We start from the raw sequence: 18,637 nt of genomic DNA on the forward strand, positions 1-18,637 counted from the left end.
ACCGCGGTCGCCCCGACTGCGCAATCCCGACCAGCTGCGTCGGGGCGTCCGCTGCCGGACTGCAAGGGGGTCAACTTTGGACGCCGAAAAGGGGTCAACTTTGGACGCCGATTGACACCCCCTCAGGATCAGGCGGCCAGGGCCGTGTCGATGCTGCGCGGCAGCTTGGCCAGCGGGGTATCGAAGGCAATCCCGGTGCCGCTGTCATTGACCCAGACGACGCGGCCCTTGGCCGTGATCCCTTCGAAGACGAGGACCAGGGGGCTCCCGGGAGCCGCGTCGAGCACCGCGTCGAGGCGGGCGCCCTCACGGCTGATGTCGACGACCTCGATGTCGATCGTGCGGCCCTTCATCTCGATCGTGCCGGGCTCACACAGGCTCGTGCGGCTGGTTTGGCGCCGTTCGGACAGATCGGCGCTGACGCTGTCGAGGAACCCCGCGACCGAGGTTGCCAGAGCATCCGAGGCTTCGCCCAGCAACTGGGCCGTGCTCATCACACGGGACGCTTCTCCCGTGGTATCGGAAGCCGACGAGGCGACCCCCTCGACATTGGCCGTCACGACCTGGCTGCCATCGGCGGCCCGCGCCACGTTCTGGGCGATCTCGCGGGTTGCCGCATCCTGCTCCTCGACCGCGGCGGCAATGGCGGCATTCAGGGACGAGATATCTGCGATCCGTTGCGCCATGGCGCCGATGGAACCGACCGCCGTGTCGGTCGACGCCTGGATGGCGAAGATCTGCGCGGCGATCTCGTCCGTGGCGCGCGCCGTCTGCGTCGCCAGGCTCTTCACCTCGCTCGCGACGACCGCGAAGCCACGGCCCGCTTCACCGGCACGGGCCGCCTCGATGGTGGCGTTCAGCGCCAGAAGGTTGGTCTGGTCGGCAATGCTGCGGATCAGTTCGACCACCCGGCCGATGGATTTGGCGGCCTCGGCGAGGGCCGTCACGTCGTCATTGGTGGCGAGCGCCTGCTGGCGCACCTCGCTGACGATGGCGCTGGCCTTATGGGCCTGGCCGGCGATCTCGCGGATCGAGACGCCGAGCTCCTCGGAGGCGGCGGCGATGGTCTGGGTGTTGCCGTTGGCTTCGGTCGAGGCCGAACTGGCGCGTGTGGCCTGATCGAGCGTCGTCGACGCGACACGAGACAGGACGGTCGCGGCCGATCGCATGGACGTGGTGCCATTGGAGAGGTTTCCGATGACGCCGGACACCTCGCCTTTGAACTGCCCGACTAGCATTTCCATATTGGTCCGGCGGGCGAGGTCGCGATCACGCTGGCGGCGCGCCTGGGCCTCCAGCCGCTCCCGGCGGATGGCGCTGTCGCGGAAGACGCCGACAGCCCGCGACATCAGGCCGATCTCGTCGCCGCGCTCGAGCCCGGCGAGGGCGATATCGTGCTTGCCGCGGGCGAGGGCACCCATGTCGGCCACCAGGGCGACGATCGGACGGGTCAGGGTCTGAGCGACGAGATAGCCGAGCACCCCGACCGCCAGCAGGACGAGAAGGGCGATGATGAGCAGGTTCTGGCGCAGTGCGTTGACAGGCGCCAGGGCCTCGCTTTCGGCCTGGGTCGCCGTGACCGCCCAGCGCAGGTCGCCGAAGGTGAACGGAACCGAAGCCACAAGGCTCGCCCCGTTCCGGTAGGTCATGTCGCCGCTACCGGCCTGTCCGCGCAGGGACTGGGTGATGACGGGCGCCTGGACGCTGGTCTTCAGGATGTCGGACGATCCCGTCGCGGTGAAGCGGGAGTTGGACCGCATCAGCCCGTCCTGTCCGACGATGATCGCATCGCCGGTGGTGCCGAGGCCATGGGGAGCGTTCATCACCGCGTTGATGCGGTCGATGGGCATCTGGTAGACGAAGACTCCGATCGTCTTGCCACTCTCGTCGCTGATGGGGGTGGAGATGAACGAGGCGGGGACGTTGTCCGAGGGTGCATAGGGACGGAAATCGGTGAGGTGGACGGTCCCTGCGGCACCGCTCAGCCCCTGCCTGAAAGCGACCCCGAGGTCGCTGTCCCGCCACTGTCCGGAGACGAGATTGGTTGCGTAGTCGCGCTCCTTAAAGACGGAATAGATCAGGTTGCCGGCCGTATCGAAGACGAAGACGTCGTAATAGCCGCGCTCGCGCTGGAGGCGATGGAACCAGGGGTGCAGCCGGGCGTGGTGACGCGAATAGGTCGAACCATCGCCGGCATCGGCGAGTTCGTCCTTCTTGCCGGTCGGGTGTGGATTGGCATCAATGTACAATTGCTGCAGGCTGGCTGCGACATTCGGACCGAGGTCGCGCCAGGCAGCGGAGAAGCTGCGCACCGCATCGCGCGCCATGTCACTGCCCGCAATCAGAAGAACGTCTTCGCGGATCGCGTTGAAATAGGACTCCAGTGCCTTCTGGCGTTCGGTGGCGACAGCCACCATCGACTGCTGGATCATCGCGAGCGAGTTGGTCCGCGCTGCCATGAATGACGACACGCCCATCACCGCAGCCGTCGTCATCGCCGCAGCGACAACCAGAGCCGGGATCTTCACGCTCATGCGGATACTAGCGAGTTTCATGGAATATTGCTCTCTAGATTGACCCAATCACCATAATTAAAATCCTTGAATTTTTTGTAAATTATGGTTTCACTGTTTTCCTTGCGGCAAGCGGAGGATTTAAACTGTTTGGGGGTATGTGTGATGGCTGTTCCCCGCCGGCTGATGTGTCAAAGTTGATGCCCAAGGATCTCGATACCGTCGTCATCCGGTCGCTGGAGTGGTTGCTCAAGCTCGGCCTTATCCGCAGCGTTCTCGCGGTAACGGCGGTGTCCGTTGGCCTGTCGCTGGCGCTCACGAGCCTGCATCTGCGGATCTTCGTGCCGGACCCCGTGCCCTACGACCAATGGGTCTTCACGGCGATCGCCGTGCCGTCGATCGTCGCGCCGCTGGTCTCTTCGGCCGTCCTGTCCCTGGCCTATCGGCTGATCGCGGCTCAGGCCGCCCTCGAACGCGCCGTGCGGACCGACCAGTTGACAGGCATCGGCAATCGTCGGGCCTTCTTCGACCTCGCCGATCGCGAGTTGGCGCGGTTCGCGCGGGGTGGGCAGGCCTTCAGCCTGCTCATCGTCGATGTCGATCACTTCAAGGCGCTGAACGATCGGCACGGCCATGGCGCCGGCGACGAAGCGCTCATGGCGATCGCGGCCCTTTGCACGTCACTGATACGGCGTTCCGACCTGTTCTGCCGGTGGGGTGGCGAGGAATTCATCGCCCTGCTTCCCGACACGGGCGAGGGCGATGCCATCAAGGTTGCCGAAAAGCTCAGGGCGGAAATTGCCGGGCTCCCCCTTGCGAGCGGCCATCGGCTGACGGCCAGCATCGGTGTCGCCACCAGCAAGGCGGATCAGCGCAACCTTGACGAGATCATCCGCGAGGCGGACCGACAGCTTTATCTGGCCAAGGCGCAGGGACGCGACCGGACCATGCCGCTGCCCGATGTGCCGGCCTCCCGCCCAACCGCTACGGGCAGCCGCTCCGCCAACGAGGCGAGAAGCGCCAGCACGGGCGGTGCATTCCAGGGCCGGCGTGCCGAATATCCTGCGCAACCGCGGCCGCCCGGCGCTCTCGGCACCGAGCCCACCATGTGACAAACCGAGCGGCATGACGATTGCCGTGCGCGCTTGAGGCCCGGACGCCGGCGGCCGTGTGCCGGATCCGGTGCTTGACACGCCGATGCACGAGCGTCGACCACTGGCGACAATCATGTTTGACAACAGTGAGTGTCAATATATTCTGACACTCTGGCATGTCATGCAGATTGAGGAGCACGCCATGATACCGACTCCGGTTCTCGATGGACTCTCCTCGCCGCAAGACATCCGCATGCTGGACAGGGCCGCCCTCGGGCAGCTGGCGAGCGACGTGAGGGCTGCGACGATCGATGCGGTCTCGGTGACCGGGGGTCATCTCGGCGCCGGGCTCGGCGTCGTCGAACTGACCGTGGCGCTGCATCACGTCTTCGCGACGCCGCACGACAAGATCATCTGGGATGTCGGGCACCAGTGTTACCCGCACAAGATCCTGACCGGCCGGCGCGACCGCATCCACACGCTGCGCCAGAAGGACGGGCTCTCCGGCTTCACCCGCCGGGCCGAGAGCCCCTATGATCCCTTCGGCGCCGCCCACGCTTCCACCTCCATCTCGGCGGGGCTGGGCTTCGCCATCGCCCGCGATCTCACCGGCGACGACTTCAACGTCGTCTGCGTCATCGGCGACGGGGCGCTGTCCGGCGGCATGGCCTACGAGGCGCTCAACAATGCCGGCGCGCTGGGGTCCCGTCTCATCGTCATCCTCAACGACAACGAGATGTCGATCTCCCCGTCGGTGGGGGCGCTGTCGACCTTCCTCGCCCGGCTCGCGCCGGCGATCGCGGGCATTGCGACGGAACGGGTGCTGACACCATCGGCCGAACGCGCCCGCAGCCCGCTGGCCGATGGCGGCCTCTTCGTCGATCTCGGCTTCCGCTATGCCGGACCCATCGATGGCCACGACCTCGACCGGCTCCTGCCGGTGCTCGCCGACGTGCGTGACGGCCCCCCCGGCCCTGTCCTGATCCATGTCGTCACCGAGAAAGGCAGGGGCTACCAGCCGGCCGAATGCGCCGCCGATCGCTATCACGGCGTGGTCAAGTTCGATGTCGGTTCCGGCGTGCAGGTGAAAACCAAGTCGAACGCCCCGAGCTATACCAAGGTCTTCGCCGAGAGCCTGGTGGCGGAAGCGGGCCGCGACCCGCGCATCGTGGCGATCACCGCGGCGATGCCGACGGGCACCGGCCTTGATCTCTTCGCCAAGACCTATCCGGACCGGTGCTTCGACGTCGGCATCGCCGAGCAGCATGCCGTGACCTTCGCCGCCGGCCTGAGCTGCGAAGGCCTGAAGCCTTTCGTCGCGATCTACTCGACCTTCCTGCAGCGCGGTTATGACCAGATCATCCATGACGTGGCACTGCAGAATCTGCCGGTGCGCTTCGCCATCGACCGGGCGGGCCTTGTCGGCGCCGACGGGCCGACCCATGTCGGCGCCTTCGACGTGGCGGCACTGACCTGCGTCCCCAACATGGTGGTGATGGCGGCGGCCGACGAGGCCGAGCTGATGCATATGGTGGCCACCGCTGCCGCCCATGACGACGGGCCGATCGCCTTCCGCTATCCGCGCGGCGACGGCGTCGGCGTGGAGCTGCCGGAGCGCGGCGTGCCCCTGCCCATCGGCCAGGGCCGCGTCCTGCGCGAGGGCACGGATGTCGCGATCCTGTCCTTCGGCACGCGCCTGACCGAATGCCTGGCTGCGGCCGAGACCCTGGCGGCACGCGGCATTTCGGTCACCGTGGCCGATGCCCGTTTCGCCAAGCCGCTCGACACCGCACTCATTGCGCGCCTCGCGCGCACGCACGAGGTGCTCCTGACCGTCGAGGACGGTTCCGTCGGCGGGTTCGGCGCCCATGTGCTGCAATGGATGGCGGGGGAGGCTTTGCTCGATCGCGGCCTCAAGGTGCGCAGCCTGAACCTGCCCGACCGATTCCAGGCCCAGGATTCACCCGCCGGCATGTATCGCGAGGCGGGGCTCGATGCCGAGACGATCGCGGCCTTCGTCGAGCGCGTCTTCGCGCCCTCCCCTCAGGAAGCCATCCATGGTCCCGCAGCGGCGCGCCTCTCGACGGCGGCCGAGTGATCCCACATCGCCATCATGCATGGCTGGCTGCCGCCTGGGGCGATCCAGCCCTCGGGCGCATTCGTATATCCATCTAATCACAACATCAGGCGATCCACGGAAGCATCGCCCTCACGGAGGAGCACCGTCTATGGCATTCAATTTTCGCATGATCCTCGCGGCAACAGTGGCCGTTGTCGTTCCCGCCGCTGCCGCCATGGCCCAGACGGCGCCTGCCCCGGGAGCCGCAACGCCCGCCGCCGCCGGCGATGCGGCAGCCGGGGAGCGCGTGTTCGCGCAGTGCCGCGCCTGCCACCAGATGGGCCCGACGGCCCGGGCCGGGGTCGGCCCGCCGCTCAACGGCCTGTTCGGCCGCAAGGCCGGGTCCTTCCCGAACTTCAACTACTCGCCGGCCTATCGCTCCCTTGACAAGACCTGGGACGAGGCGAATTTCCGCGTCTATATCCGCAACCCGCGCGAGGTGACGCCCGGCACCCGGATGGTCTTCAGCGGCCTGCGAGACGAGACCCAGATCACCAATCTCATCGCCTATCTGAAGCAGTTCAATGCTGAGGGGCAGCGGACGCAGTAACGCCGCGGCGCGACACTGACGAAGCAAAAGGGGGCCCGAGGGCCCCCTTTCCGTGTTCGGTTCCGAGAATCCGGAAGGGGGCTTGCCGGCCCCCTCCCCGATGGCTGGCGAGCCGCTCAGGCCATCACGGCATGGGTCGCCTTCATCACCGCCTTAAGCGAGCGGACCAGATGTTCGATGTCAGCGTCGGTGTGCAGCGGCGAGGGGGTGATGCGCAGCCGCTCGGTGCCGCGCGGCACGGTCGGGTAGTTGATCGGCTGCACATAGATGCCGAAATCCTCGAGCAGCATGTCGCTCATCGCCTTGCAGCGGACGGGATCGCCAACCATCACGGGCACAATGTGGCTCGGATTGTCGAGGATGGGGATGCCGGCCGCGCGCAGTCGACGGCGTACCGCCGTGACCCGGTCCTGGTGCATGGCACGCTCGCTGCCGCTCTCCTTCAGATGGGCAATGGCGGCCGTGGCGCCGGCCGCCGCTGCCGGCGGCAGGGAGGTGGTGAAGATGAAGCCGGAGGCGAAGCTGCGCACGAAGTCGCAGAGCGCGTCCGAGGCGGCGATATAGCCGCCGACCACGCCGAAGGCCTTGCCGAGGGTGCCCTCGATGACGGTTAGTCGATGGCTGATGCCATCGCGCTCCGAAATGCCGCCGCCGCGGGCGCCGTAGAGGCCGACGGCATGGACCTCGTCGAGATAGGTCATGGCGCCGTAAGCGTCGGCGACATCGCAGATCTCGGCGATCGGCGCGATGTCGCCGTCCATCGAGTAAACGGATTCGAAGGCGACGAGCTTCGGGACCGAGGGATCGAGCTCGGAAAGGCAGCGTTCCAGGTCGCGCGGATCGTTGTGGCGGAACACCTTCTTGGGCGCGCGCGAATGGCGGACGCCCTCGATCATCGAGGCGTGGTTGCCGGCATCCGACAGGATCACGCAATCGGGGATCTGCGAGGCGAGGGTGGAGAGCGTCGCCCAGTTGGACACATAGCCGGAGGTGAACAGCAGCGCCGCCTCCTTGCCGTGCAGGTCGGCGAGCTCACGCTCGAGGAGCACGTGATAATGGTTCGTGCCCGAGATGTTGCGGGTGCCGCCCGCACCCGCACCGCAGCGGTCAAGCGCCTCGTGCATGGCCTGGAGAACCGCCGGGTTCTGGCCCATACCGAGATAGTCGTTGGAGCACCATACCGTTACCTCGCGCTGGCGCCGGGCGCCGCGGTGAGTGGCATGGGGGAAATTGCCGACATGGCGCTCGAGATTGGCAAAGACGCGGTAGCGGCCTTCGAGGCGCAACCGGTCGAGTTCGCCGACGAAGAAGGCCTCGTGGTCGATCGGCCGCGTGTTGCGGCGGGCGAAGGCACCGGCATAGGGACAGCGGGAGACGGAGCCTTCCGGCGGCGCGGAACCGTGAGCGGATTCGAGGGACAGGGAGTCTGCGCGGGTCGCATAGCCCAGGTCTTCGGTCATGATGTCCTCCCTTTCCGTGGTTCCACGGTTCAAGCCGCACATGCGGCCAATGCCTTGCCGAGTTTGACCGCGTCGAAGTCGCGCCCCACGGCCGTCACGAATGCGGGCTGGAACCGGTGTGCCGCGACCGGACGCAGTTCGGTGCGTCCGTTCTCGACGAGAAACCGGATCCAGCCATCTTCCGAGCGGCTGGTGCCGCTCACACTGATCACCTGGCCGAACTGGCCGATGGCGACCTGATCGAGGACGCCCTTCAACGCGCCGGGGTCGACGGCGCCGAGCATCGGCGCCTCCCAGGAATGCAGCCGCGCACCGTCCCGGCCGGCCGGATCGATGGCCTGACGCTGGTGCGAGACGAGCCCCCATTTCCACAACAGGGTGGACGGGATGGGCAGGAACATCAGCCAATGCTCGAGGATCGCCAGGGCGAGCATGCTGGCCGGAAGAAGCAATGCGAGCGCCTGGAACGGCGTCGTCGCGGGTTCGGCAGCGCGGACCACCATGAGGACCAGCACGATCGTGGCGGCCGTCACCGAGACGGGCAGCAGGGCATTCATCGGCCGGCGGCGGAAATAGGTCGCCAGATAGCTCAGATGGGCCGGCAGGAACGCCTCGGGAATGTTGGGTGCACCGAGGAAGATGTTGATCTTGGCACTGAGACGCATCACCCAGAGGACCGCGAAGGTCCACAGGGCGACCTGATTGGGAGCATCATAGGTGAGCAGCACCACCGCGATGCCCGACAGGGCGATGGCGATCTCGTGGTCGATGATGGCGGCGGTGGCGAGGCGGAAGCGGAGCCAGCCGGTCGCCCCGGGTGGGCAGGGCTCGCGGCGCGCGCCGACGATCGTGCCGGTCAGGAAGGCCAGTTCATTCCAGCCCCAGACGACGACCACGGCGATGAAGGCGGCATAGGCTCCGGCGGTCGAGGTCTCGCCGGCCGTATGCCAGATGACCGCCAGGGCAGCCAGCAGGAGAAGTGTTGCCACGCCGAAACTCCAGCGTTGAGTCCGGCGTGGCAAGCCGTCGATATACAGGATCGCGCCCGTGCTGAACCACCAGATGAGAACGGTGATCAGGATGGGAAGCGCGATCTCGAGCACTGTCAGCTCCTACCAGGCCGGGGCCAGCCGCACCTGGGCCGGCAGTTCGTTGCGAACGACAGGCAGGGTGTAGAGGCGCAGGAATGTCGCGGCGCCGCGCATGCCGAGCCAGACCCGCTGGAGCCGGCCCACAACGCCGCCCCGCGCCTTGGCCGCCTCCGTCGCCTGGACGATGGCGAGCAGCCGGTCGAGACCCGGCTTGAAGGCCGGATGATCGATGTCGAGCGTGAAGGGGAAGACCTGTTTCGAGATCTCCGAGGTGATCCGGAATACCTTGTAGTCATAGTCGGACGGCGAGATCCCGAGCTGTCGGTGGAAGGCCGGCCGCATGTGATCGCGCACATACATCGTGGCGTAGACGGCGAGCAGGAAGAAGCGGATCCACAGGCGGTTGCCGCCCGTGAGAAGCTTCGGGTTGGCCCGCATGATCAGGGCGAAGGCCTCACCGTGTCGGAACTCGTCGTTGCACCAATTCTCGAACCACTTGAAGATCGGATGGAACCGCCGGTCGGGGTCCCGCTCGAACAGGCGGTGGATGGTGATGTAACGAGCATAGCCGATCTTCTCGGACAGGTAGGTCGCGTAGAAGATGAACTTCGGCTTGAAGTAGGTGTATTTCTTCTCCCGCGTCAGGAAGCCGAGATCGACGCCGACGCCGAAATCCTTGAGCGACTCGTTGATGAAGCCGGCGTGACGGGACTCGTCACGCGCCATGAAGGTGAAGAGCTCGCGTATGTCCTTGTTCTGGATCCGCTTCTTGATCTCGGAATAGAGCACGCAACCGGAGAATTCAGCCGTGAGCGAACTCACCATGAAGTCGAGGAATTCGCCGCGCAGGTCCTCGGGCAGCGATTCCAGATCGAAGTCGAAGCCCCCTTCCCGCTTGAAATGGCCACGATTGGGGTCGCGCCGCATTTCCGCGAGCAATTCGTCCCACTCGGCCCGGACCGACGAGACGTCGATCTTGTCCATCGCGGCATGGTCGGTGGTGTAGAAGCGCGGGCTGAGGAGAGCGTCTTCCTTGGCGATATCGGTGGAAAAGCTTGCGCGTGTGCCGCCTTCGGGTGTCATGACTCGCCTCCCGCCGGCGCGAAACCGACCTCGTAGAGTTCCGTGAGTTCGAGATAGGCCGCGATCTTGGTGGCGATACGCGTCAACCCGCCGGCGCGGATGACCGTCGCCGTGCTCTCGATGATGCGCTTCTCGCCGAAAGCGATATGCGAGGGCGCATTGTGGACCAGCACGCGGTCACCGGGGCCGATTTCCACGGTTCCGATATCGACATAGGCGTGCAGGCTCTCAGGCGTATTCTCCAGGTCGATCGTGCAAGGCACTTCGAACTGTCTTTCCCCGTTTTTCCCGTTTTGTCTCATGATGAACCTTCCTTGTTTTGGAGGAGTCGGGAGAACGCCTCCAGGTTCGTTGGGCCGAAGGACCCGAGCGCGATTTCACGCCCGGTCGCGAGGTCGATGAGGATGACCATCCCGTTCTGCCGCCGTTCGAGACGGAACGGCAGATCCGGGCCGAGCCCCCGCATCTTTCGGTCACGGGCGAGCCCGCGCATGACCCCACGCATGAATCCGCCCTCACCGAGCGGAACGACCAGGACGGCTTGGCGATCGGTGGCGTTGAGCACTGTGATCGAGCCGTCCCGGGTGTCTGTGAACAGAAAGTCCCGTGACTGCACGGCGGGCGAGGCCGGCAGCGACAGGGTGCCGACCCCGGCATAGCGTCCGAAGGCGGCGGCCAGGACCGCGAAGGCAACCACGGTCCAGGCGGCCATGATCGGCCAGGTTCGGAACCGGAAGTCCGGATGGGTTGCTGCGGTCATGATGGTCTCCTCAGGTCGCCGCCGGCGTCGGCATGGCCGCGCCGGAGGGTTTCGGGGCTTCTGTCGCCAGGAGCAGATGGGGCTGGACCGGTGCACCGGAGAGGGCGCTGGCGAGCAGGCTCGCCACCGACGACGCGTTCCGGATGCAGCGGAGCATCGGCTCGGGCCGGGTGAAGCGCCAGGGACGCCAGTTCGGCCAGAGGGCAAGGGCTGCGATGCGGTTGCCCTTGGTCAGGCGGACCGGAATGTCGCCGATTCCGTCGGCGCGAACCTTCACGGCCGCAGCCTCGATCTGGCTGAAGGGCAGGTTGATGGTCACCGGCAAGGCGACGCCGGAGCGGATGACGATCCGGCGCGTGGTGACGGTGTAGATCGTGCTGCGCGCATAGGCATAGGCGAGCAGCGCGAGCACCGCCATGCAGATGGCGCCGAGCAGGGCAATCCACAGCATGTGCCGCGACGCCATGGCCATGGTCAGGCCCTCGGCATAGGCGGCAACGCCGCGCCAGGCGACGAGGACGGCAAAATAGATGCCGACCTTGCGAATGTGGAAGGCCTTGATGGCGAGGGCCCACCAGTCGGGCTGGCCCTGCCACAGGATGCGTTCCCCCCGCGGCGGCAGGGATGGCAGACCCGGGATCGGCTCGAAGTCGAAATCGTCGCTCATATCAGCGGCTCCGCGCGGCTGGGCGAGGCGTAGAGCGTGCCGCCGCCGAAATAGCCCATGATCCGATCCTCCTCGAGGAGGGTGATCAGGTCGGGGTTGCGCAGGGCCGGAATGTCGGCGAAATGCGCGGCGAAAATGGCGGAGATCTCGACGCGGCGGCGGCGGGCAGCGACCGTCGCGAAGCCCATCGGGATCATGACGCGGCGCTGGACGCCGGCCACGGTGACCTCAGCCTCAAGATAGCGGATCACATATTCCGCCCGGTCGATCCAGACATCGACGATGGTGCCGACAGTCTCGCGGTCGCCGGCGATCACCGACATGCCGCGCGGATCGGGATCGCGGTCGGCGATGTGGAAGGCGGTGGCGGTGCGCAGCGGCAGGATGCGCGGCTCGCCGGAAAAGAGCTTGTCGGGCACGTCGGCGCGCTCGGCATAGGCGGCCGGTCCGACGCCGTCGACCATGGGATTGCCGGTCGGGATCAGCGGGGCCCCGGGGAACTTGGCCATGGGCTTTGCCGCGACCGGCCGGAGGTCCGGCCGGCCATCGACGGTAACCGTCTCGCCGCCGTTCAGGTGGTAGGTCTTGGGCGCGGGCGGCGCCGGCCAGCCGATGATGGAGACGCGGCGCGGGCGGTCGCCGGCCGCCTCGACGAGCGGATAGCCTTCGCGCTTGCTCTCGCGCTGGAGGTAGAAGATCAGGCCAATGAAGAAGAGCGTGAAGGCCCACAGGCAGAGCATCGCAAGGTCGAGGCCCCTTTCTTCGATTCCGGTGATCATCGTCGCCTCCAGGGCTGTGAGTAGGGTCCCGGGCCTATCGCGGAAACTGCGAGAGACCGAAATTCGGCAGGGGCGGGCCATCGGCCCGCAGGGCATGGGCGTTGCGTCCGACGAGAGGCCCGAGCGCGACGAGGGTGATGAAGAGCAGCAGAAGCTCGACGTGGTAGACGGCGCTGTAGCCAACTGCCGGTCCGGTCAGGGCAGGCCCGAGGGCGCCACTGGCGGCCAGTGCGCCCGCCACATCGCGCAGGATGCCGCCGAAGGCGATGGCGAGCCCGGCAGCGCTCGCCTGGACCGCGCCCCAGGCGCCGAGGGCCAGGCCGTTATTGCCGCGGCGGTCGAGCGTCATGGCGACCGTCAGCGTCCCAACGGCAAACAGGCCGCCGCCGAAGCCGATGAGGGTCGCCCCGGTGCGGAACAGGGCACTCGACCCGAGCGGCGCCGCCATGATGACGGCAGTGAAGGCGCAGATGCCGAAGATGACGCCGAGGGCCGACAGCCGGGCGGGATCGAAGCCGCGCATCAGGAGCCGGGCCGAGAGCGCGAAGGCGACGATGGCGCCGAGGGCGACGAGCACCGTCAGCATGGTCGTCGCGGCGACGCTCAGACCCATGACCTCGCCACCATAGGGTTCGAGGATGATGTCCTGCATATTGAAGGCGGCGGTGCCCAGCGCGACCGCTACCAGATAGCGCCGCGCCAGCGGCTCGGCCATCAGGCCCGCCCAGGCCTCGGCGAAACGCGGCGCCTGCGACCGGGAGCGGTTGCGGCCGGGGTCGCGCGGCTCCTGCTTCCACAGGGCGATGACGTTCAGGACGATGGTGAGGACGGCCGCCCCCTGGATCACCTGGATCAGGCGCATGGCGCTGAAGTCGGAGAGCAGGAACCCGAAGGCCGCGCCGCTGATCAACATGCCGACCAGCAGCATGAGATACATGAGCGCCACGACCCGCGGGCGCGCCTCTTCGCGGGTGATGTCCGTGGCGAGGGCGAGACCGGCGGTCTGCGTGGTCTGGAGCCCGGCCCCGACCATCAGGAAGGCGAGCGCCGCACCAAGCTGCCCGACCCAGACCGGCCCCGCGCCGTCACCGGAGAGGACCAGCAGCGCGAAGGGCATGATGGCGAGGCCACCGAACTGCAGCAGTGATCCCATCCAGATGTAGGGGACGCGCCGCCAGCCGAGCGCCGAGACGTGGGTGTCGGAGCGGAAGCCGACCACGGCGCGGAAGGGTGCGAAGAGGAGCGGCAGGGCCACCATGACGGCGACCAGCGACGCCGGGACCGCCAGCTCGACGATCATCACGCGGTTGAGGGTGCCGACAAGCAGCGCCGTCGCCATGCCGACGGAGATCTGGAAGAGCGAGAGGCGGACGAGACGGGCGAGCGGAACCTCGACGCTGGCGGCATCGGCAAAGGGCAGGAACTTCGTGCCGATCTGCCGCCAAAGAGTCAGGACGGTTCCGCTGGCGCGCATCATGTGCGGACGAGCTCCATTGCCTGGCTGATGTAGAAGCTGCGTGAGACCCGCAGGCTGCGTGCCCGGGACCAGGCGACAAGGGTTGGATCGACGGCGATCCGCCGGCTCAGGCCGCCGTCACCGACCGGCTCGATCGCCGGAGCGCGGTCGCTGCGCGGAAACAGGCGACCGACCGCATGGAGCAGGCTGAGAAGCGGCGTGCGCGGCGCGAAGGTGAAGACGATCGAGCCTGTCGTCTGGCGCGACAGCGCGGCGAGGACGCGCACCATGTCATCGGCGCGGTAATGGATGAGGGAGTCCATCGCCACCACATGGTCGAAGCGGCCGAGGACCGGATCGAGGAGGTCGCCGACGCGGAATTCGAGCCGGCCCGGCCCGGCGAAAGATGCCGTGCGCTCGCGGGCGAGGTCCACCAGTTTCTCCGACAGGTCGACCCCGACCACATGGGCGCCGCGCGCCGCCGCCTCGACGGCGAGGGCGCCCGTGCCGCAACCGGCGTCCAGAATGCGCGCGCCGGTCAGGTCCTGCGGCAGCCAGGACAGGAGGGTCCCGCGCATCGTGTCGCGGCCGGCCCGGACCGCCGCACGAATGCCGCCGACGGGAGCATCCGACGTCAGCCGCGCCCAGGCATCGACCGCGGTGCGGTCGAAATAGGTCTCCAGTTCATGGCGCCGGTCGCGATAGGTGATGGTGGGCATCAGTCGAACCCCAGAAGGTCGAAGATCTCGCGGTCCTTGAGCGGGCTGACGAGCAGCGGCTCCGTGCCGTCCCAGAGATGCTGGGCGAGGCGCAGATATTCCGCCTGGACGGCGAGCACCTCCGGCGTCGCCTCCATCTCGAAAAGGGTGGCCTTCTTCAGGCGCGAGCGGCGGATGACGTCGAGGTCGGGCAACCGGGCGAGCGTCGAGGTGCCGACCGCCTTGTTGAAGCGCTCGATCTGGTCGGTGTCGGCGCTGCGGTTGGCGATCACGCCGGCGATCCGCACGTCGTAGTTCTTCGACTTCGCCTTGATCGCGGCGACGATGCGGTTCATCGCGAAGATCGAATCGAAGTCGTTGGCAGCGACGATGATGGCGCGCTCGGCGTGCTGGAGCGGCGCGGCGAAGCCGCCGCAGACGACATCGCCGAGCACGTCGAAGATGACGACGTCGGTATCCTCGAGCAGGTGATGTTCCTTGAGGAGCTTCACCGTCTGGCCGACGACATAGCCGCCGCAGCCGGTTCCAGCCGGCGGACCGCCGGCCTCGACGCACATGACCCCGTTATAGCCCTCGAAGACGAAGTCCTCGGTGCGCAGCTCCTCGCTGTGGAAGTTCACCCCCTCCAGCACGTCGATGACGGTGGGGATGAGGCTCTTGGTCAGTGTGAAGGTGGAATCATGTTTCGGATCGCAGCCGATCTGCAGCACCCGCTTGCCGATCTTGGAAAAGGCGACCGACAGGTTCGACGAGGTGGTGGACTTGCCGATGCCGCCCTTGCCGTAGACGGCGAAGACCTTGGCAGAGCCGACATCCATGGCGGCATCCATCATGACCTGGACGCTGCCTTCCCCGTCGGGGCGGCGCGGCACCGGGTTGCGAATGGCGATAGGCGTTGCGAGGCCGGTCATGCCGATCCTCCCGAGATGGCACCGTGCGGCGTGGCGTCAGCGACCGAAATGGGCTTTTGCATCGTAGAGGGTGTCCAGGGTGATGGTTGCGATGCCGCGCTCGAGAGCGAAGCGTTCGGTGTTGCGGCGCGCCTTGCCGCGGACGAAGAAGGGGATCTTGCGAAGCTCCCGTTCGGCGCCCTCATCCCACCGGGTGGTCGTCGGAACCACGGATGGGGCAGGTTCCAGCGCCGCGACGGCAGATGCCGCCGGCGCTGGCGCCTTGCCGAGGTGGGATCCGCTGCGATCATTGAATTCGAAATCGTCGCGGAACATGTGCAGGAGATGCTCTTCCAACCCCATCATCAGGGGATGGACCCAGGTGTCGAAGAGCACATTGGCGCCTTCGAAACCCATCTGCGGCGAGTGCCGGGCCGGGAAGTCCTGCACGTGCACCGGCGCCGAGATGACCGCGCAGGGGATGCCGAGGCGCTTGGCGATGTGGCGTTCCATCTGCGTGCCGAGGATCAATTCAGGACGCAGCGCGGCGATCTGCTCCTCGACGTCCAGATAGTCGTCGGTGATGAGCGCCTCGATGCCATGCGCGGCCGCCACGGCGCGCACCTCGCGGGCGAATTCCCGCGAATAGGTGCCGATGCCGACGAGTTCGAAGGCGAGTTCCGTGGTCGCCACCCGCGCCGCGGCGACGGCATGGGGGCCATCGCCGAAGACGAAGACGCGCTTGCCGGTCAGGTAGGTCGAATCGACGGAGCGCGAATACCAGGGCAGGCGCGAGCCGGCCTCGGCGGTCAGCGGAGCGATACCGGCGACGCGCGCCACCTCGGCAATGAAGTCCCGCGTGGCGCCCACCCCGATCGGCACCGTGCGGACGGCCGGCTGACCGAAGGCCTTCTCCAGATAGCGGGCGGCGGCATCGGCGATCTCGGGATAGAGCACGACGTTGAAATCGGCCTCGCCAAGACGGGCGATGTCGGCGGGCCGGGCGCCAAGCGGGGCGACGATGTTGACGGTGACACCGATCGTTTCCAGCAGCCGCCGGATCTCGAGGAGATCGTCGCGGTGGCGGAAGCCGAGCGCGGTCGGGCCGAGGATGTTGCAGCTGGGCCGCGGGCCGCGGACATGGTCCGCCGCCCGGGGCCGGGCGAGGCCGCGGACCAAGCGGTAGAGGGTCTCCGACGCGCCCCAGTTTTCCTTCTTCTGGTAGGCGGGCAGTTCCAGCGCGATGACCGGGATCGGCAGGCCGAGCGTCGTGGCGAGCCCGCCGGGATCGTCCTGGATCAGTTCGGCTGTGCAGGAGGCACCGACGATCATCGCCTCGGGCTTGAACCGCTCATAGGCGGCGCGGCAGGCGTCCTGGAACAGGCCGGCCGTGTCGCCGCCGAGATCGCGCGCCTGGAAGGTGGTGTAGGTCACCGGCGGGCGGCGGTCGCGCCGCTCGATCATCGTGAAAAGCAGGTCGGCATAGGTGTCGCCCTGGGGGGCATGGAGGACGTAATGCAGGCCTTCCATGGCGGTGGCGATCCGCATGGCCCCGACATGGGGAGGTCCTTCATAGGTCCAGAGGGTCAGCTGCATGGCTACACCGCCAGCTTCTGGCGCCGGGCCAGCGGCCGGGCGAAGAGTTCGGCGAGATCGCCGGCCTGTTCGTAGCCCTGGATCGGCGTGAAGATGAGTTCGATCGACCATTTGGTCGCGATGCCCTCGGCCTCCAGCGGATTGGCGAGCCCGAGACCGCAGACGACGAGATCGGGGGCGGCGCGGCGGCAGCGGTCGAGCTGGCGCTCGACGTCCTGGCCCTCGGAAATGGCCGTCCCGGCGGGCAGCAGGTCGAGTTCCGCGGCCATGTGGGTCCGGTGCAGGTAGGGTGTGCCGACCTCGACGATCTCCATCCCGAGCTCGCGCGCCAGGAAGCGGGCGACGGGGATCTCGATCTGCGAATCGGGGAAGAGAAAGACCCGCCTGCCCGCGAGAGCAGCTCGATGACGGCGAACGGCGAACTCGGCGCGCGCATTGCCGGCAGCAGTGACGTTCTGGAACCTCTCGCGGGGGACATGGAATGCCGTCGCGGCGGCCTGAAGCCAGCGGGTAGTGCCCTCGGCGCCAACGGGGAGCGGCGCCGAGAGGAGGCTCGCGCCGCGCTCCTCGAGCGCTTTGGCCGTGTCCCTCAGGAACGGCTGTGCGAGCAGGACCCGCGTGGCGGGCCCGACCGACGGAAGATCGGCCAGGCGCTGCGCGGGAAGAAAGCCGACATCGGCGATGCCGAGATCGGCGAAGAGGCGACGGAACTGGTCCTCGACCACGTCGGCGAGGGTTCCGGCCACCAGCAGGGACGGCCGCGCGTCGCGCGGCGCGGCCGGCATGTGGGGGACGAGGGCCGCAAGCGCCGCATCCTCGCCTTCGGTAAAGGTCGTCTCGATGCCGCTGCCGGAATAGTTGAGGACGCGGACGCGGGGGGCGAAGCTCCTGTCGAGCCGCTGCGCGGCGCGATGCAGGTCGAGCTTGATGACCTCGGAGGGGCAGGACCCGACGAGGAACAGCAGCCGGATGTCGGGGCGGCGCGCGATCAGCCGCCCGACGACCCGGTCGAGTTCGTCATTGGCGTCGGTGAGGCCGGCGAGATCGCGCTCTTCCATGATCGCCGTGGCGAAGCGCGGTTCGGCGAAGATCATCACGCCGGCGGCCGACTGGATGAGATGGGCGCAGGTGCGCGAACCGACCACGAGGAAGAAGGCGTCCTGCATCTTGCGGTGGAGCCAGACGATGCTGGTCAGGCCGCAGAAGACCTCGCGCTGGCCGCGCTCCCGCAGGACGGCATCGTCGCCGCAGCCGGAGGCGGGGGTGGGACGGGGGGGGATGAGGGTGTGGACGGTCATGACGGCTGCCCCGCCATGGTGGAGGCAACCTCGAGGCGGGCGCGCCGGAGCTTGAAGATGTACTGGGCGGCGTTGACGACGTAGATGCCATAGGCGGCGAGCGCGATGGCCATCTGGGTCTGCGGCGAAACCCCGGCGACGACCAGGCTGGCGAGATAGACCGTGTGCAGCACGATCACCGCCATGCTCACCACGTCCTCCCAGTAGAAGGCCGGAGCGAAGAGGTAGCGCCCGAAGACCGCATGTTCCCAGAGCGACCCGGTGACCATGATCGTGTAGAGGGCGAGCGTCTTGGCGACGACAGAGACCGTGGCCGCCTCGTAGCCCTCGCCGGTCTGCAGATAGCGCAGGACGAGATAGAGGCTGACGATGAAGATGGCGAACTGAACGGGTGCGAGCAGACCCTGGACCAGGGTCCACCGCGTCTCGTCCCGCCGACGGCGCTGGTCGGGCGTGTAGAGCGGTTCCGCCGGGGCCTTTTTCGCTGCACGACCGGACATTGGGCCTCCGCCGAACCAGGACTGGGTCGCGCCGAGCACCGAGGGAGCAAGCCGCGACGGAC

General features: G+C 67.4%; 17 protein-coding genes. 3 read left to right on the forward strand and 14 right to left on the reverse strand.

Annotated features, from left to right (window positions below; genetic code table 11):
- Positions 1 to 128: 128 nt before the first annotated feature.
- Positions 129 to 2,555 (reverse strand): methyl-accepting chemotaxis protein, encoded by a 2,427-nt coding sequence (locus tag Q0C57_RS14225; RefSeq protein WP_296577095.1) that lies wholly within the window; start codon positions 2,553 to 2,555, stop codon positions 129 to 131.
- A 158-nt stretch (positions 2,556 to 2,713) separates the two neighbouring features.
- Between Q0C57_RS14225 and Q0C57_RS14230 the strand changes: the two genes are divergently transcribed.
- The 3 genes from Q0C57_RS14230 (at position 2,714) to Q0C57_RS14240 (ending at position 6,276) form a co-directional block, all read left to right on the forward strand.
- Complete coding sequence (locus tag Q0C57_RS14230) at positions 2,714 to 3,625, forward strand: GGDEF domain-containing protein (protein ID WP_296577096.1); 912 nt, start codon at positions 2,714 to 2,716, stop codon at positions 3,623 to 3,625.
- Between the two features lie 184 nt (positions 3,626 to 3,809).
- Positions 3,810 to 5,705, forward strand: a complete 1,896-nt coding sequence (gene dxs / locus Q0C57_RS14235; RefSeq protein ID WP_296577097.1) for a 1-deoxy-D-xylulose-5-phosphate synthase — start codon at positions 3,810 to 3,812, stop codon at positions 5,703 to 5,705.
- A gap of 130 nt (positions 5,706 to 5,835) precedes the next feature.
- Positions 5,836 to 6,276, forward strand: coding sequence for a c-type cytochrome (locus Q0C57_RS14240; protein ID WP_296577098.1), 441 nt, complete (start codon positions 5,836 to 5,838; stop codon positions 6,274 to 6,276).
- A 116-nt stretch (positions 6,277 to 6,392) separates the two neighbouring features.
- Here the strand turns inward: Q0C57_RS14240 and hemA are convergent, their stop codons facing one another.
- The 13 genes from hemA to bchF form a co-directional block, all read right to left on the reverse strand.
- A complete protein-coding gene (gene hemA, locus Q0C57_RS14245; protein ID WP_296577161.1) occupies positions 6,393 to 7,601 on the reverse strand; it encodes a 5-aminolevulinate synthase in 1,209 nt (402 codons plus the stop codon).
- 164 nt (positions 7,602 to 7,765) lie between these two features.
- Positions 7,766 to 8,839, reverse strand: a complete 1,074-nt coding sequence (puhE, locus tag Q0C57_RS14250; protein WP_296577099.1) for a putative photosynthetic complex assembly protein PuhE — start codon at positions 8,837 to 8,839, stop codon at positions 7,766 to 7,768.
- 9 nt (positions 8,840 to 8,848) lie between these two features.
- Positions 8,849 to 9,910, reverse strand: coding sequence for a magnesium-protoporphyrin IX monomethyl ester (oxidative) cyclase (acsF, locus tag Q0C57_RS14255; RefSeq protein ID WP_296577100.1), 1,062 nt, complete (start codon positions 9,908 to 9,910; stop codon positions 8,849 to 8,851).
- Positions 9,907 to 10,212: a hypothetical protein gene (locus tag Q0C57_RS14260; protein ID WP_296577101.1), complete on the reverse strand. Its 306-nt coding sequence runs from the start codon at positions 10,210 to 10,212 to the stop codon at positions 9,907 to 9,909. The genes acsF and Q0C57_RS14260 overlap by 4 nt, the downstream gene beginning before the upstream one ends.
- A complete protein-coding gene (puhC, locus tag Q0C57_RS14265; RefSeq protein WP_296577102.1) occupies positions 10,209 to 10,670 on the reverse strand; it encodes a photosynthetic complex assembly protein PuhC in 462 nt (153 codons plus the stop codon). Before puhC ends, Q0C57_RS14260 begins: the two co-directional genes overlap by 4 nt.
- Positions 10,671 to 10,680: 10 nt before the next feature.
- A complete protein-coding gene (puhB, locus tag Q0C57_RS14270) occupies positions 10,681 to 11,337 on the reverse strand; it encodes a photosynthetic complex putative assembly protein PuhB (protein WP_296577103.1) in 657 nt (218 codons plus the stop codon).
- Positions 11,334 to 12,116, reverse strand: coding sequence for a photosynthetic reaction center subunit H (gene puhA, locus Q0C57_RS14275; protein WP_296577104.1), 783 nt, complete (start codon positions 12,114 to 12,116; stop codon positions 11,334 to 11,336). Before puhA ends, puhB begins: the two co-directional genes overlap by 4 nt.
- A 34-nt stretch (positions 12,117 to 12,150) precedes the next feature.
- The gene (locus tag Q0C57_RS14280) at positions 12,151 to 13,593 is read right to left on the reverse strand and encodes a PucC family protein (RefSeq protein WP_296577105.1); all 1,443 of its coding nucleotides are present in this window, start codon (positions 13,591 to 13,593) and stop codon (positions 12,151 to 12,153) included.
- Positions 13,590 to 14,291 carry a magnesium protoporphyrin IX methyltransferase gene (bchM, locus tag Q0C57_RS14285; protein ID WP_296577106.1) on the reverse strand — a complete coding sequence of 234 codons (702 nt, stop codon included), beginning with the start codon at positions 14,289 to 14,291 and terminating at the stop codon, positions 13,590 to 13,592. Before bchM ends, Q0C57_RS14280 begins: the two co-directional genes overlap by 4 nt.
- Positions 14,291 to 15,202 carry a ferredoxin:protochlorophyllide reductase (ATP-dependent) iron-sulfur ATP-binding protein gene (bchL, locus tag Q0C57_RS14290; protein WP_296577107.1) on the reverse strand — a complete coding sequence of 304 codons (912 nt, stop codon included), beginning with the start codon at positions 15,200 to 15,202 and terminating at the stop codon, positions 14,291 to 14,293. Before bchL ends, bchM begins: the two co-directional genes overlap by 1 nt.
- A gap of 36 nt (positions 15,203 to 15,238) precedes the next feature.
- On the reverse strand, positions 15,239 to 16,777 hold the full coding sequence (gene bchB, locus Q0C57_RS14295) for a ferredoxin:protochlorophyllide reductase (ATP-dependent) subunit B (RefSeq protein WP_296577108.1): 1,539 nt from the start codon (positions 16,775 to 16,777) through the stop codon (positions 15,239 to 15,241).
- A 2-nt stretch (positions 16,778 to 16,779) separates the two neighbouring features.
- Positions 16,780 to 18,075, reverse strand: coding sequence for a ferredoxin:protochlorophyllide reductase (ATP-dependent) subunit N (locus Q0C57_RS14300; RefSeq protein WP_296577109.1), 1,296 nt, complete (start codon positions 18,073 to 18,075; stop codon positions 16,780 to 16,782).
- Positions 18,072 to 18,575, reverse strand: a complete 504-nt coding sequence (bchF, locus tag Q0C57_RS14305) for a 2-vinyl bacteriochlorophyllide hydratase (protein ID WP_296577110.1) — start codon at positions 18,573 to 18,575, stop codon at positions 18,072 to 18,074. Before bchF ends, Q0C57_RS14300 begins: the two co-directional genes overlap by 4 nt.
- Between the last annotated feature and the right edge of the window lie 62 nt (positions 18,576 to 18,637).

It is taken from the genome of Phreatobacter sp., assembly GCF_022843985.1.
GTDB lineage: Bacteria > Pseudomonadota > Alphaproteobacteria > Rhizobiales > Phreatobacteraceae > Phreatobacter.

Excerpts from the sequence above, each read along its gene's own strand:
- Q0C57_RS14225 (WP_296577095.1), bottom strand. The coding sequence starts at position 2,555 with ATGAAACTCGCTAGTATCCGCATGAGCGTGAAGATCCCGGCTCTGGTT.
- Q0C57_RS14230 (WP_296577096.1), top strand. The coding sequence starts at position 2,714 with ATGCCCAAGGATCTCGATACCGTCGTCATCCGGTCGCTGGAGTGGTTG.
- dxs (WP_296577097.1), top strand. The coding sequence starts at position 3,810 with ATGATACCGACTCCGGTTCTCGATGGACTCTCCTCGCCGCAAGACATC.
- Q0C57_RS14240 (WP_296577098.1), top strand. The coding sequence starts at position 5,836 with ATGGCATTCAATTTTCGCATGATCCTCGCGGCAACAGTGGCCGTTGTC.
- acsF (WP_296577100.1), bottom strand. The coding sequence starts at position 9,910 with ATGACACCCGAAGGCGGCACACGCGCAAGCTTTTCCACCGATATCGCC.
- Q0C57_RS14260 (WP_296577101.1), bottom strand. The coding sequence starts at position 10,212 with ATGAGACAAAACGGGAAAAACGGGGAAAGACAGTTCGAAGTGCCTTGC.
- puhC (WP_296577102.1), bottom strand. The coding sequence starts at position 10,670 with ATGACCGCAGCAACCCATCCGGACTTCCGGTTCCGAACCTGGCCGATC.
- puhB (WP_296577103.1), bottom strand. The coding sequence starts at position 11,337 with ATGAGCGACGATTTCGACTTCGAGCCGATCCCGGGTCTGCCATCCCTG.
- puhA (WP_296577104.1), bottom strand. The coding sequence starts at position 12,116 with ATGATCACCGGAATCGAAGAAAGGGGCCTCGACCTTGCGATGCTCTGC.
- Q0C57_RS14280 (WP_296577105.1), bottom strand. The coding sequence starts at position 13,593 with ATGATGCGCGCCAGCGGAACCGTCCTGACTCTTTGGCGGCAGATCGGC.
- bchM (WP_296577106.1), bottom strand. The coding sequence starts at position 14,291 with ATGCCCACCATCACCTATCGCGACCGGCGCCATGAACTGGAGACCTAT.
- bchL (WP_296577107.1), bottom strand. The coding sequence starts at position 15,202 with ATGACCGGCCTCGCAACGCCTATCGCCATTCGCAACCCGGTGCCGCGC.
- bchB (WP_296577108.1), bottom strand. The coding sequence starts at position 16,777 with ATGCAGCTGACCCTCTGGACCTATGAAGGACCTCCCCATGTCGGGGCC.
- Q0C57_RS14300 (WP_296577109.1), bottom strand. The coding sequence starts at position 18,075 with ATGACCGTCCACACCCTCATCCCCCCCCGTCCCACCCCCGCCTCCGGC.
- bchF (WP_296577110.1), bottom strand. The coding sequence starts at position 18,575 with ATGTCCGGTCGTGCAGCGAAAAAGGCCCCGGCGGAACCGCTCTACACG.